The 13,244-nt window shown below is 72.5% G+C and carries 17 protein-coding genes; 8 read left to right on the top strand and 9 right to left on the bottom strand.

The window, feature by feature from the left end; all coding sequences use genetic code 11:
* Window positions 1-8: 8 nt before the first annotated feature.
* Window positions 9-422: an organic hydroperoxide resistance protein gene (locus AB0L37_RS08315; RefSeq protein ID WP_365501671.1), complete on the bottom strand. Its 414-nt coding sequence runs from the start codon at window positions 420-422 to the stop codon at window positions 9-11.
* 110 nt (window positions 423-532) lie between these two features.
* Between AB0L37_RS08315 and AB0L37_RS08310 the strand changes: the two genes are divergently transcribed.
* The 5 genes from AB0L37_RS08310 to AB0L37_RS08290 all read left to right on the top strand — a co-directional run bounded on the left by AB0L37_RS08310 (window position 533) and on the right by AB0L37_RS08290 (window position 5,455).
* Window positions 533-988 (top strand): MarR family transcriptional regulator, encoded by a 456-nt coding sequence (locus AB0L37_RS08310; protein ID WP_365501669.1) that lies wholly within the window; start codon window positions 533-535, stop codon window positions 986-988.
* A 162-nt stretch (window positions 989-1,150) separates the two neighbouring features.
* Entirely contained in the window at window positions 1,151-2,314 is a 1,164-nt protein-coding gene (locus AB0L37_RS08305; protein WP_365502101.1) for a glycosyltransferase family 87 protein, read from the top strand.
* Between the two features lie 60 nt (window positions 2,315-2,374).
* Window positions 2,375-4,000 (top strand): glycosyltransferase family 2 protein, encoded by a 1,626-nt coding sequence (locus AB0L37_RS08300; protein WP_365501667.1) that lies wholly within the window; start codon window positions 2,375-2,377, stop codon window positions 3,998-4,000.
* 56 nt (window positions 4,001-4,056) lie between these two features.
* On the top strand, window positions 4,057-5,016 hold the full coding sequence (galE, locus tag AB0L37_RS08295; protein ID WP_365501665.1) for a UDP-glucose 4-epimerase GalE: 960 nt from the start codon (window positions 4,057-4,059) through the stop codon (window positions 5,014-5,016).
* Between the two features lie 13 nt (window positions 5,017-5,029).
* A complete protein-coding gene (locus AB0L37_RS08290; protein WP_365501663.1) occupies window positions 5,030-5,455 on the top strand; it encodes a hypothetical protein in 426 nt (141 codons plus the stop codon).
* Window positions 5,456-5,480: 25 nt separating this feature from the next.
* Here the strand turns inward: AB0L37_RS08290 and AB0L37_RS08285 are convergent, their stop codons facing one another.
* Window positions 5,481-6,857: a threonine/serine exporter family protein gene (locus tag AB0L37_RS08285; protein ID WP_365501661.1), complete on the bottom strand. Its 1,377-nt coding sequence runs from the start codon at window positions 6,855-6,857 to the stop codon at window positions 5,481-5,483.
* Window positions 6,858-6,918: 61 nt separating this feature from the next.
* Between AB0L37_RS08285 and AB0L37_RS08280 the strand changes: the two genes are divergently transcribed.
* Entirely contained in the window at window positions 6,919-7,872 is a 954-nt protein-coding gene (locus tag AB0L37_RS08280; protein WP_365501659.1) for an ADP-ribosylglycohydrolase family protein, read from the top strand.
* Here the strand turns inward: AB0L37_RS08280 and AB0L37_RS08275 are convergent.
* Both AB0L37_RS08275 and AB0L37_RS08270 read right to left on the bottom strand, forming a co-directional pair.
* Window positions 7,861-8,664, bottom strand: coding sequence for a phosphotransferase (locus AB0L37_RS08275; protein ID WP_365501657.1), 804 nt, complete (start codon window positions 8,662-8,664; stop codon window positions 7,861-7,863). The genes AB0L37_RS08280 and AB0L37_RS08275 overlap by 12 nt on opposite strands.
* A complete protein-coding gene (locus AB0L37_RS08270) occupies window positions 8,661-9,311 on the bottom strand; it encodes a LysE family translocator (RefSeq protein ID WP_365501655.1) in 651 nt (216 codons plus the stop codon). Before AB0L37_RS08270 ends, AB0L37_RS08275 begins: the two co-directional genes overlap by 4 nt.
* A 113-nt stretch (window positions 9,312-9,424) precedes the next feature.
* Here AB0L37_RS08270 and AB0L37_RS08265 point away from each other — a divergent pair, with 113 nt between their 5' ends.
* Window positions 9,425-9,937, top strand: coding sequence for a cupin domain-containing protein (locus AB0L37_RS08265; RefSeq protein ID WP_365501653.1), 513 nt, complete (start codon window positions 9,425-9,427; stop codon window positions 9,935-9,937).
* Here the strand turns inward: AB0L37_RS08265 and AB0L37_RS08260 are convergent.
* Window positions 9,915-10,760: a phytanoyl-CoA dioxygenase family protein gene (locus AB0L37_RS08260; protein WP_365501651.1), complete on the bottom strand. Its 846-nt coding sequence runs from the start codon at window positions 10,758-10,760 to the stop codon at window positions 9,915-9,917. The two genes, AB0L37_RS08265 and AB0L37_RS08260, sit on opposite strands and share 23 nt — an antisense overlap.
* Window positions 10,761-10,843: 83 nt before the next feature.
* Between AB0L37_RS08260 and AB0L37_RS08255 the strand changes: the two genes are divergently transcribed.
* Entirely contained in the window at window positions 10,844-11,725 is an 882-nt protein-coding gene (locus AB0L37_RS08255; protein ID WP_365501649.1) for a helix-turn-helix domain-containing protein, read from the top strand.
* Here AB0L37_RS08255 and AB0L37_RS08250 read toward each other — a convergent pair.
* From AB0L37_RS08250 to AB0L37_RS08235, 4 genes are all read right to left on the bottom strand, one after another.
* The gene (locus AB0L37_RS08250) at window positions 11,677-11,922 is read right to left on the bottom strand and encodes a DUF1272 domain-containing protein (protein ID WP_365501647.1); all 246 of its coding nucleotides are present in this window, start codon (window positions 11,920-11,922) and stop codon (window positions 11,677-11,679) included. The two genes, AB0L37_RS08255 and AB0L37_RS08250, sit on opposite strands and share 49 nt — an antisense overlap.
* Window positions 11,923-11,982: 60 nt before the next feature.
* Entirely contained in the window at window positions 11,983-12,219 is a 237-nt protein-coding gene (locus AB0L37_RS08245) for a hypothetical protein (protein ID WP_365501645.1), read from the bottom strand.
* Window positions 12,216-12,440 carry a Scr1 family TA system antitoxin-like transcriptional regulator gene (locus AB0L37_RS08240; protein WP_365501643.1) on the bottom strand — a complete coding sequence of 75 codons (225 nt, stop codon included), beginning with the start codon at window positions 12,438-12,440 and terminating at the stop codon, window positions 12,216-12,218. Before AB0L37_RS08240 ends, AB0L37_RS08245 begins: the two co-directional genes overlap by 4 nt.
* Before the next feature lie 375 nt (window positions 12,441-12,815).
* The gene (locus AB0L37_RS08235) at window positions 12,816-13,175 is read right to left on the bottom strand and encodes a hypothetical protein (protein ID WP_365501641.1); all 360 of its coding nucleotides are present in this window, start codon (window positions 13,173-13,175) and stop codon (window positions 12,816-12,818) included.
* Window positions 13,176-13,244 lie beyond the last annotated feature (69 nt).

Raw genomic sequence — 13,244 nt, 5'->3', positions numbered from 1 at the left:
GCGGACGACTACTCGATGACGAGGTCGACGTCGATGTTGCCGCGGGTCGCGTTCGAGTACGGGCACACCTGGTGCGCCTGCTCGACGAGCTTGCGGCCGGTCTCGGCGTCGACCGAGTCGGGCAGCTCGACGCGGAGCACGACGGCCAGGCCGAAGCCCTCGCCCTGCTTGCCGATGGAGACCTCGGCGGTGACGGCCGCGTCGGCGACGTCGACCTTCGCGGCGCGGCCGACGAGGCCGAGCGCGCTGCCGAAACAGGCGGCGTAGCCGGCGGCGAAGAGCTGCTCCGGGTTCGAGCCCTGGCCGTTGCCGCCCATCGCCGTCGGGATGCCGAGCTGAAGGTCGATGACACCGTCGTTGGAGACGGCGCGTCCGTCGCGGCCGTGGGTGGCGGTGGCGACGGCGGTGTAGATGGCGTCCATGAGGACCTGCCTCTCGGTGGTGGCTGCTGTGTGCTCGTCCCTACGACCACAAGTAGAGCACGCAATTCAATTGCGCACAACTCAATGACGCGAAGGGGTACCCTGAGGGCATGGCCAGTGACTACGACCAGCTGCGGCTCGACCGGCAGATCTGCTTCTCCCTGAACGCGGCGTCGCGCGCGTTCGGCGGCGTCTACCGCACGCTCCTCAAGGACCTGGGCCTGACCTATCCCCAGTACCTGGTCATGCTGGCCCTCTGGGAGGCACCCGCGGACGAGGGCCTCCCGGTCAAGCGGCTCGGCGAACTCCTCCGCCTCGACTCCGGCACGCTCTCCCCGCTCCTCAAGCGCCTGGAGGCGAACGGCCTCGTGCACCGCGAGCGCAGCGCGCAGGACGAACGCTCGGTGACGATCACGCTCACGGAGGCGGGCGAGACCCTCAAGCCGCAGGCGGCCCAGGTCCCCCTGAAGATCGCCCAGGCGACGGGCTTCGACCTCAAGGAGATCGAGGACCTGCGCGAACGCCTCAACCGCCTGACGGAAGCCTTGGACGGGGCAGAGCTCTAGCCTCCAGGGGCGCGGGGAACTGCGCGCCCGGCCACGCACAACCGTCGGACAACACACCCGCCGAAACCCTCACGGCGCAACAACTGGGACATAACCTCCCAAACCGTGACCCTCGACGCCCAGCAACGCCCCACCACCAACACCCCGGTCCACGCCACCTGGATCCCCACCGGCAGACGCACCCGCTTCGCGCTCCCGGCGGTCTGGCTCCTGACCCGCGCCGGAATGCTGTACCTGCTCATCCGGGACGGCCTGGGCGTGGGCGGCGTGACCCGTGAGGTCCACGGCCTGTACGCCCACTGGTACGCGATCCTCGCCCAGGGCACGTTCCCGCAGGACGACCCCCTGTGGCAGTACCCGCCGGGCGCGGGCCCTCTCCTCCTCGCCCCTGGCGCCCTGCCGGGCCTGACCTACTTCCAGGCGTTCGTCGCGCTCACCCTCGCCGCCGACGCCGTCATCACGTACGCCCTCGCGCGCGGCGACCACGACCCGCGCGGCGCCTGGCTGTGGACGGCGGGACTCCCGCTCCTCCTCCACATCCCGCTGGCCCGCTACGACGTCGAGGTCACCGCGTTCGCGGTGCTCGCGCTGCTCACGATGCGCCGGGCACCCCGCGTCAGCGGCGCCCTCGCGGCGTTCGGCGCGCTGGTGAAGGTCTGGCCGGCGCTCACCCTCCTCGGCACACCGCGCGGCCGCACGACACGGCAGGCCTGGGGCTCGGCCCTCGTATCGGCGGCGGCCATGCTCCTGGTCCTCGCGGTCGCGTTCCGCGCGCCGTTCTCGTTCCTGCGCGAACAGGGCGAGCGGGGCGTGCAGATCGAGTCGCTGGGCGGAACGGTCCTGTCGTACGCACGGCTCGCGGGCTGGCCCGGCGAGGTCCGTTACCGGTACGGGGCGATGGAGTTCGTCGGCCCGCACGTGCACCTGGTCGCGACCGTCTCCGTGGCGCTGACGGCCGCGGCGTTCGGCGCGCTGCTGTGGTGGCGGGTCCGGGCGCACCACTACTCGGAGGCGACGCCGTTCGACGCGGCGCTGTGCGCGGTCCTGATGTTCACCGTCACCAGCCGCGTGATCAGCCCGCAGTACCTGATCTGGCTGCTCGGCCTGGCCGCGGTCTGCCTCACCTCGCGGCGCACGACGCAGCGCGCGGTCGCGTTCCTGATCGTCGCGGCGGCGGGTGTGAGCGCGCTCGCGTATCCGGTGCTCTACGAGGACGTGATGGCCGGTACGTGGCTGGGGTGCGCGGTGATGACCGTACGCAACGTCCTTCTCCTCGGAGGGGCGTTGATCTCCTTCCGTTCCCTCTGGAAGGCCACGAAAGAGTAAAAGAAATCGGGCACGACCCCCCTTACCGGACAATTAACAGAAACCCCTACTATTCACTCTGTGGACCCCGAACCGATCACGCCCCGCGCACAGCCCACCACCCTCTCGGTCACCGTCGTCGTGATCGGGTACGACGACGCGGCCCATGTCGCCGACGCGGTCCGCTCGGCGCTCGCGCAGGGGCCCGAGGTGCGCGAGGTGCTCGCGGTCGACGACTGCTCGACGGACGGCAGCGGCGCGCTCCTCGACGCCCTCGCCGCCCACGAGCCGCGTCTGACGGTGGTGCACCGCCCGACGAACAGCGGCGGCTGCGGAACCCCCCGCAACGACGGGATCGACCGCGCCTCGTCCCCGTACGTGATGTTCCTCGACAGCGACGACGTGCTGCCGCCGGGCGCGGTGCGGGCGCTGCTCGACGCGGCGGTCGAGCACGACGCCGAGGTCGCCTCCGGGCTGTGCGTGCGCCGCGAACTCCCGTCCGGGCGCGAGGTCCCGTGGCAGCCCGAGCTGTACGCGAAGGCGTCCCTCGTCGCCCACCCCACGCGCCGCCCGCGCCTCGTCCACGACACGCTCTGCGTCAACAAGCTGTACCGCACGGACTTCCTGCGCGAGCACGGCATCCGCTTCCCCGACGGGCGGTTCGTCTACGAGGACTTCGTCTTCACGGCGCGCGTCCTGGCCGCGGGCCCGCGCCTCGCCCTCGTCCCCGACCCGGTCTACGTATGGCACGTACGCCGCTCGGCCGCCCGCCTCTCCCTCTCCCTCGACCGGGCCGGCATCGACAACTGGCAGGCCCGCCTCGACGCCCACCGCATCGCCGTCGACACGTTCCTCGGGGCGTCGCAGAAGCGGCTCGCGCGGGCGGCGCGGGCCCACTTCCTCGACCACTCGCTGCGCATGTACGCACGTGAACTCGACCTGCGCGGACCGGAGTACACCGCCGAGTGGTGGCGCCGCACCCGCGCCTACCTGGAGACGTTCGACACCGCCGACTTCGAGGCGGCCCCGGCGCCGGGCCGCGTCGTCGGCCGCCTGATCCTCGCCGCGCCCGAGCCCCGGGACCTGCCGCGCGTCAGGGAGGTCGCCGCACGCCCGGCCCGACTGCGCCCGCCGTACGCGCGCACCCCCGACGGCACGCCCGTCTGGTCCGCGGACCTCCCCCAGGTGCCCCTGGACCACCTCCTGCACCGCCCGATGTCCCTGCTCCCGCTGGCCGTCGACGGTGAACTGCGCCCGAGCGCGCGGGGCACCCGACTCCGCCTCGTCCTGCACGAGTTGTACGGCCGCGTGGCCGACGCGGGCCCCAGCTCGGTGGACGTCGAGGTGGTCGACCGGCAACACGGCACGATCGCCCAGCGCCGCACGACGGCCTTCGCCCCCGTCCCGGACGACGACGACCTCTGGACGGCGACGACCCTCCTCGACCTGTCCGCCCTCGGCCGCGCCGGCACCTGGGACATCCGCCTGCGCCTGCGCTTCGCCGACGGCAGCGTCCGCGACTGCACGGCCCACGCGGTGCGCCGCCCCGGCCTGCTGCGCCGCGTCGCCGTACCGAGCCGCCGCCACGGCATCCTGCTCGCGCAGCCGTACGCGACCCACTCCGGGGCCCTCGCGCTGCGCACGGCGTCGGGGCCGCGCGGGGTGGCGTCGGTGGTGCGCCGCAGGGCGGCCCGCCTGCTTCACTGACCATTCGTGTGCGACTCGCACGCACCCATCACCACGAACGAGGGGACCTCACCGACATGACCTGGCTGATCACCGGCGGGGCGGGCTACATCGGCGCGCACGTGGTGCACGCGCTGCGCGCGGCGGGCGAACAGGCCGTCGTCTACGACGACTTGTCCACCGGTGTGGCCGCCCGCGTCCCCTCCGACGTCCCCCTGGTGACCGGCTCGACCCTCGACCGCGACCTCCTGGACCGCACGCTGGCCGAGCACGCCCCGACGGGTGTCATCCACCTGGCGGCGAAGAAGCAGGTCGGCGAATCCGTCGACCAGCCCCTGCGCTACTACCGGGAGAACGTCGAGGGCCTGCGAGTCCTGCTCGAAGCGGCGACGGCGACGGACCTGCGCTCGTTCGTGTTCTCCTCGTCGGCGGCGGTCTACGGCATGCCGGACGTCGACCTCGTCACCGAGGAGACGCCGTGCGTGCCGATGAGCCCCTACGGCGAGACGAAGCTCGCGGGCGAGTGGCTGGTCCGCGCGACGGGCCGCGCCACGGGCCTGCGCACCGCGTCCCTGCGCTACTTCAACGTGGCGGGAGCGGCATCCCCCGACCTCGCCGACACCGGTGTCTTCAACCTGGTCCCCATGGTCTTCGAGAAGCTCACCGAGGGCGCGGCCCCCCGCATCTTCGGCGACGACTACCCGACCCCGGACGGCACGTGCGTACGGGACTACATCCACGTGACCGACCTGGCGGAGGCCCACGTGGCCACGGCCCAACGCCTCGCCACCGCCCCCGCCGGCACGGACCTGACCCTCAACATCGGCCGCGGGGTGGGCGTTTCGGTCCGCGAGATGATCGACCTCATCAACGAAGAAACAGGCCACACCACTCCCCCGGTCACCACCCCGCGCCGCCCCGGCGACCCGGCCCGCGTGGTCGCGTCGGCCGACCGCATCGCGGAGGAACTGGGCTGGCGGGCGAAGCGGGACGTACGGGAGATGGTGGCGTCGGCGTGGGCGGGCTGGAAGCGGTGACCGCCGGCGGGGCGTGACTCCCCGACCGGCGAGCGCCCTCATCGGCGGAACCTCCCTCACCCTCGGGGCGAGCGACGCGGCGGCGGAATCCGACTGGACGTTCAGCAAGAGCCCCGTGGACTCCGAGGGCGGCTTCACCATCGCCGCCTACCACAACGGCTCCTACGCGGGCGTCATGGTGTGGAACGCCGACCCCGTCGGGGACATCCCCGGTGACGCGTTCCAGGTGGGGGACGTGGCGACCGACGGATGGGGGATGGAGGCCTCGATGATCGTTCCCACCTCGTCGCGCACCGCCACCACTCGCGGGTACGCGGCCGTCTACTACAGCAAGTGGAACAGCGGAAACCTGGCGGAGGGCACCACGGTCTACATCCAGCTCTGCGCCGTCAACGGCGACTACTCGTCCTGCAGCTTCGCGTACGGCGGCCACGCGTAACCTGCCGCGCTTCGGGGGCGCCCGGTCACGCCGCACGCCCCCGGACCCGCCGCACCAACTGCCCCACCTCGCCCGAAAGGCCGACCCCCACCGCCAGCGCCAGCGTGACGGCCGCGACGTTCACCAGGCCCGCGATGCCCACCGTGGTGCGGCCTGAGGCCAGCGCGCTCAGGGAGGCGTAGAGCGCGCCGCCCGGTAGGAGCGGGGCGATGCCGGGGACGACGAGGGGGAGCGCGGACTCCCTGCGGCGGCGGGCCACCAGGTAGCCGGCGCCGCCGACCACCGATGCCACCAGGGCCGTACCGACGAGGGACGAGAAGCCGAACGCGCGGAACTCGACCGAGACCACGAAGGCGCCGAGCCCGAGCGCGGCGGCCGGGAGCCAGTCGCGGCGCGGGGTGCGGGCGCGTGCGGCCACGGCGACCGCGAAGACGACGGCGCCGACGGCCGGGGCGCCGAGGTAGTCCGCGCGCACGGTGGTCGGCACGATCGGCACCTTGATGCCCGCCAGATCGCCGAGCCCGAGGACCACCACGACACCGGTGACGACGGCGGCGAACACGAGCAGCGCGTCGCACAGTCGGCCGAGGGCGGTCAGATAGTGGCCGGTCAGCGCGTCCTGGATGGCGCTCACGAAGGTCACCGTGGGCAGCAGCCCGAGCACCCCCGCGACCACGATGGCCTGCACGGCGGACGGCGGCGCGGTCCCGCTGACGGCGAGGGCGAGTGCTCCGGCGGGCATCGACGCGACGGCGTACCGGTAGAAGGCGGGGACTCCGTGGCGGCCGAGCCACCCGGCGAGGAACGCCCCGAGCAGCCCGGCGACGAACGACACCAGCGAGGTCTGCGGCCCGCCCCCGAACACGACACTGCCACCCGCCGCCACGAGCCCGGTCTGCACCGGCACCCGCCACCGCCCGCCCGGCGCGGGCGGCCCGTCGAGCACCCGGGCGGTCTCGGCGCGCGCCTCGTCCAGATCGAGCTCGCGCGCGCTGATCCGGTCGACAAGCCGGTGGATGCGGCTCAGGGTGCGGAAGTCGGTGGCGTGCTTGCGGATGACGCGGCTCGCGTGCAGCGGCGTGAGCTCGCCGGGCGCGTACCCGGACAGCGACACGGTCGCAAGGGTGACCCCGGGTTCGCAGTAGCTCAGCCCGTACGTCTCGGCGACGACGAGCATCCCGGCAACCGCCTCCTCGGCGGACCCCCCGTACGCGAGCAACGCCTCCCCGAGCCGCAACGCGAGATCGCCGACGCGGGCCCCGTAGGCCTGCATGTCACCGCGCCCGTCGTCGTGCAGCAGCTCACCGGCGTACCCGTAACTACGCGTCGGCTCGAGCCCGCGCAGCCGGGGCAGGGCCTGGGTCAGCCAGGGGGTCGGGGGTGTGTCGCTCCTCACAGCCATACGAATGGAGCGTAACGGACATATCGGCCGTACGGGTGAGTAGATCTGCCAGACTGCCGCGATGACCGTCCCCCGTCCGCAACGCGCCCTCGGCACCGTAATCGGCTCCGCCGTCGGCGACGCTCTGGGCGGTCCGTTCGAGTTCGGCCCCGAAGGGGTCTTCTCCGCGCGGTTCCCGGCGGGGCCCGGCTCCCCGGAGAACGAGATGTGCGGGGGCGGCGGCTGGGACGCGGGCGAGGCGACCGACGACACGCAGATGGCGGTCATCGTCGCCGAGTCGCTGCTCGACCGCGGCGGCCTCGACCCCGCCGACCTCTTCGCCCGCTTCCAGCGCTGGGCGGCCGCCGACCCCAAGGACATCGGCCTGCAGACCGAGGACGTCCTGGCCAACGGCCACCCGTGGGACCTGGCCGCCGCGATCCACTTCCAGGTCACGGGGCGCGCCGCGGGCAACGGCTCCCTGATGCGCGCCGCCACGTCCGCCGTGTACTTCGCGCCGCACGGCACCGAGGTCACCATGGACGCGGCCCGCCGCATCGCCGCTCTCACCCACGGCGACCGCGCGGCCTGGGAAGGCACCGCCGTCCTGCACGAGTTGGTGCGCCGCGCGCTCAACGGCGCGGACCCGGTCGCCGGCCTCCCCGACGTCGTCGGCCTCGTCCACCCCGACCACCGCGACCGCTACGCCACCGTCCTCGCCGCCGACTGGCACCCGGACCACGCCACCGAGTTCAACGGCGCGGTCTGGCCGTGCCTCGGCTCGGCGGTGTGGGCGCTGCGCACGACCGGTTCGTACGAGGACGCGCTGCGCGCCGCGATCGACCTCGGCGGCGACACCGACACGGTCGCCGCCGTCACCGGCGCGCTCGCGGGCGCCGTGTACGGGGCCGAGGCGATCCCCCGACGCTGGACCGACCCGCTGCACGTACCGCTGCCCGGCTTCGACGACCGCGTACTGCGCCTGCCGGAACTGACCGAGCTGACCCGGCGGCTGACGGCGAGCTCACCGGCGTAGCGCCGCCTCGAACTCCCCCCGACGCCCCGCAAGCCACTCCTGCCGTCGGTCCCACCGCGCCCAACCCCCTTTCTCCGCATGCACGTTGACGAATGCCTCGTTCCCGGCCGCGAGGCGGCGTTCCACGAAGGCGCGGCAGACGGCGACGGCCTGTTCGATGGTGGCGGGGAGGGCGGCGCGGTCGGGCGGGGTGAGGCCGTACGCGTCCGCGAGGACCGTCACGCGGTGGACGGGGTCGAGGCCCGGCGGGTAGTGGAGGGATGCGGAGAGCGGGTCGAGGACCGGGGCCCAGTAGCCGGCTGTCAGGGCGACGTCCCAGAGGGGGCGGCCCGGTGCCGCCATGTCGAAGTCGATGAGGGCGGCGGCGCGTCCGGCGCGGAAGACGACGTTCTCCGGGCAGACGTCGTTGTGGCACAGGACCAGGTTCTCGGCGTCCGCCGCCGACGGGTCCGCGAACTCCCCGGACCACTCCTCGCCCGCCGGGAACGCCCGCGCCGCGTCGTGCATCCGCCGCAGCAGCGTCCCGACCGAGCGGAGGGCGTCGTCGGTCATCGACCAGTGGGGGAAGGGCGGGAGTGCGACGTCACCGGGGATGTACGTGAGCCGCTCCCTCACCCCATCTGCCGTAAGGCATACGGGAGTTGGGGCGCCATCGAAGCCCCTGCGGCGCAGGCCGTTCAAGTGGGCGTGGAGCGCCGGCGCGTGCGGTGGTGCCGGGCGTTCGACGACCGAGCCGTGCCGGGTGACGGCCCCCGCGTTGGCGAGGCCGCCCGCCAGCGGCTCCCCGGTCAATCCGCCCGCCCCGTGACCGCCACGCTCACTCCGAGCCCCACCATCGCAAGTCCGCCCGTGCCGCCGACCGCGGCGAGGCGGCGCGGGGAGCGGGCGAACCAGGAGCGGGCCGTGGACGCGGCGAGGCCCCAGACGCTGTCGGACGCGACGGCGATGGCGTTGAAGACGAGGCCGAGGACGAGCATCTGGACCACGGTGTGGCCCGCCTCCCGGTCGACGAACTGCGGCAGCACCGCGGCGAAGAACACGATCGTCTTCGGGTTGGCGACCCCGACCGCGAACCCCTCCCAGAACGTGCGAAGACCCCCGACCGCCTCGGACTCCCCGTCGCCGGTCCGCGCGAACACCTCCTGCAACGCCCGGCGTTGACGGAACGCCTTCACGCCGAGGTAGATCAGATACGCCGCGCCCAGCAGCTTCAGCGCGGTGAAGACGACGATCGAACGCTCCACGACCGACCCGACGCCGAGCGCCACGGCGACGACGAGGACGTACGCGCCGAGCGTGTTGCCCGCGACCGTCGTCAGGGCCGCGCGACGCCCCTGCGCGAGGGCGCGCCCGATGACGAAGAGGACGCTCGGTCCGGGGATCACGATGAGGAGGAAGGACATCGCCGCGAAGGCGAGCAGCCTGTCGGTGGACATCATGAGTCCATGGAGCCACAGCCCGGCGCCCGGCCGCACCACCATTTCCGAGGGCATCGAATTTACGTACCCCTGCGCATTGCCAACCGCCCCCGCCCGCCCGCACGCTGCCCTGCATGACCGACGGACTTCTGCTCTCCCCCGGCGCCGGTCGCAGGATCGAGACGGCCGGGATGACGCTCAAGGTCGGCGCGCACGAGACGCCACGGTGGTCGATGTTCGAGGCCGAGATCGGGGTCGGGTTCGACGTGGGCGCGCATCTGCACCGGGAGGCCGAGGAGGTCTTCTACGTCCTCGACGGGGAACTGGACCTGCTCGCCTTCGAGCCCCTGCGGCGCACGGGCGCGGACTGGCAGACCTGGGAGTCGCGGGACGGCACGAAGGCGCTGCGCGGCGGCCCGGGCAGCGCCATGTACGTCCCGGCCGGCTGCCCCCACGCCTTCGCGAACCCGGGCCCGGCCCCCGCCCGCCTGCTGTTCCTGGTCGCCCCGGCCGGGCACGAGCAGTACCTGGCCGAGATGGGCGAGCTCATCGCGTCCGGCGCGCCCACTCCGGACGCGGTCGCCGAGCTTCGACTCCGTTACGACATCGAGCAGTTGACGCCGCTCAGTGCGGGCCCGCCGCGGTGAACTCCGTGCCGCACGGTCCCGCCCCGGCGCTCTCCGCCAGTTCCACGGCCGTGCCGTCATCCATCGTCAGAGCGTCGTAGAAGCGTCCGATGCTCCGGGCCGACTCCCCCACGTAATGGCAGATGAAGGAGCGGCGGAAGCGGTCGGCGGTGCGGTTGGGGCCCGAGCCGTGGACCAGGCTGCCGTTGAAGAAGAGGACGTCGCCCGGGGAGAGGTCGACCGGGACGGGGGCGAGGCCGGGCGGCGGCGGCACGTACTCGCGGGCGAAGGACACCTCGGGGTCGGCCTCCTCGGGGCAGAAGAGGTCCATCCGGTGGGTGCCGGGGACCACCTCCAGGCCGCCGTTGTCCCGGTCGATCGGCTCGCAGGCCAGCCAGGCTGCGACGCAGGTGCCCGGCTCGACCCGCAGATAGAAGTTGTCCTGGTGCAGGGCCTGGCCGCGGGCGCCCGGCGGCTTGAAGTAGAACATGCTCTGCGCGGCCAGCGGCTCCTCCCCGAGCAGCGCGCGCAGCACCCCGCGCAGCCGGGCGTCGAGCAGCACGCCGCGTGCGAGCGGGTCGAAACGGTGCGGGTGCATCACGCGGGGCCAGCGGCGCAGCGGGTCGGCGGCGTCCGGGTCGGGCTCGAAGAGTCCCGGGCGCGGGCCCTGCGCGGGCAGCGCGTCGAAGCGGCCGCGCAGCGCGGCGATCTCGTCCGCGTCGAACAGGGCGCGCAGCACGACGTACCCCTGCTCGGCGAACGCCTCCCCGACCGGCTCACCGAACGACTGCCCGACCGGCTCACCAGCCGCGTCCCTTACCGTGTCCTTGCCGTCGACGGTCATGTCTCCGCTTCCTCCAAAGGCCGCTCGTGGCCGGTGTGTTCGCAGGCCGTGACCACGCTAGAAGGGGCGGCTGAGCGGAGGGGATGTCCGTGCGTGCTGACGATCTGCCTGTCCCTGCTGCGGACTCGCCGCCGGCCGGCCTGGTGACGGTGGCCCGGTTCGACGAGCGCCCCGGGTACCGGGTCGAGCGGCCCGACGGGTCACGCAGTGCGCTGCTCCTGTGGACGACGGGTGGCGCGGGAGAGGTGTGGCAGGGCGCGGTGCACCGCGTACTGGAACCGGGCACGCTCGCGGTACTCGGCCCCGACGTCCCGCAGCGTTACCGGATCGCGTCCGGGGCCGGCCACTGGACCCTGTGGTGGGCCCACTGCCGACTGCGCCCCCTGTGGACGAGACGCCTGCGCGATCACCACCTGGGCGACGGGGTCCAGGTGACCGGCACCCTGTCCGCTGCCGTCCGCGACCGGATCACGGCCGCCTTCCGGGAAGCGCACGCCGACGCGTCGTATCCGGTGGCGCCGGGCCCGGGCCCGCATCCGGCCCGGGTCGCCGTCGCCCGTACGGAGACCGCCCGCGAACTCGCCCTCGGGCGCCTGGAACAGGCCGTGCTGCTCGCCACGGACCGGCCCCGGGGCCCGCTCGACCCACGGCTCGCCCACGTCCTCGACGTGATCGCCGCCGACCCCGGCGCCGAGCACACCGTCGCCTCCCTCGCGGCAACGGTCGCCCTCTCCCCGTCCCGGCTGGCGCATCTCTTCTCCGGCGAACTGGGCTCCACCCCGATGCGGACCCTGCGCGACGCGCGCCTGGCGCACGCCGCGCACCTCCTGGAAGCGACCGGCCTGCCGGTCGACCGGGTCGCCGCCGCGTCGGGCTTCGCGAGCCCCTTCCACTTCAGCCGCGCCTTCCGCACCCGTTACGGCATGCCTCCGGCCACGTACCGCAGGACCCTGCACACGCCGTGAACCGCTCCCCCCGCCTGTTGCGGGGCGCGGGTGGGCCGGGCGACGAGTTCGCCGCCGCAGTTCGGGCAGACCTCGCCCATGGCCTCGCCGCACGGCACGCAGAAGGTGCACTCGTACGAACAGATCCGGGCGGCGGCGTCCCACGGCAGCTTCGCCGTCTCGCACCGCTCACAGACGTCACGCATCTCCAGCGCCATGAATCCCCCTCAAGTCACGCGATCCGACAGGTCGTTCAGGAGATCACACCAGACGCCGTGCTAGATCCGGGCGGGCGTCCGGATGGTGGCGGGTCGGCACGTCCGGCACAGGCCGTCGGGAACCGCTTCGGGTCGGCCGGGGACACCGCAGTCCGTGCACTCGACGAGGTTGCGGGGGCGCTCCGCCGGGGGCATCGCGTTCGTGAACCTGGGCCGCTCGGGCGGCAGCTTGTCGCGCAGGCGGCAGGCGACGAAGGCGCGGGGTGAGTGGACGGCGTCGGGCAGCCCACCGGTCATGGCCCGCGTGAAGATCTGCGGGTCGGGTTCGCGGGCCAGCCACTCCCGAGAACCGTGCGCAACGTCGCCTCATACAGCACGAAGCCGAACATGGCGTTCTTGCGCTCGGTCAGCGCCTCCTGCCGCTTGAGGCGACCCGCCACGCGTTCCTCGACGACCTCATCGTCGAGCGACGGGACGCTCGCACCGATCAGCGAGTGCGCGTACTCCTGCGTCTGCAACAACCCCGGAATGAGCAGCGGCTGATAGGTAGGCCGCTGCGCCGATAAAACTCACCACCGGCGCCGCACCGACCTCGACCAACTCGCCCCTCAACACCTCACCTTGTCAAACCGCTCGCGCGTACCCGGCCGCCTGCACAGTTCCCGTACCCCGCCACCCGGTCCGGTGGTGCACTGGACCGGTCCGTACCCATGCTCTGGCGAGAGTGCCGTGCCTGCCGTCGCCGAATTGTCCACCAGCACCGCCGCCGAGCGCACACAGCTCGTCAGCGACACAGTCGAGGACGGGCCGATGATAATCGTCACCGCTGGCACCGCAGGCCTGGCCGAGCACGCCGTCGCATCCGTACTCACCCAGGCCAGCAGCACGAATCTTCAGAGAATTCGAAATGCCGGAATCTCCACCTCTTCGGGATCAATACAGGACTCGTCTTCGCGACCCTCCAAGATGAACCCAAAGAACTCCCTGAGCGCCTCGTTGCCAAGATCGATCGGATGGAATGGGAGATCGTAGCTCTCAGCAGAACGCACCGACTTCCGGCCTGCCCAAAAATCGTTTTCGAAAGCTAGCCGTTCACCCACATCCTCGATGATGCCAGAACTTGGATTGAGGCTCAGCGACCTAACCAATTTCCCGCCCGACCAAACGGCGAATGCAGCCCAGTCTTCAGCGCTTTGCATGAAGACCGCAAAAGCATCTCGCTCGCCTGCAATGCGAGCTACCCAATCACTCATTTCGCTAGGCCTATATTTGGCGAGGTCGCGGGAACAGACAACCTCACATTCGGGCATGCTCGCAGCGCA

This window comes from Streptomyces sp. NPDC052225, assembly GCF_040679615.1.
GTDB lineage: Bacteria > Actinomycetota > Actinomycetes > Streptomycetales > Streptomycetaceae > Streptomyces.
The sequence above is the reverse complement of the archived record's forward strand: the minus strand, read 5'-3'. Positions and strand labels throughout refer to the sequence as shown.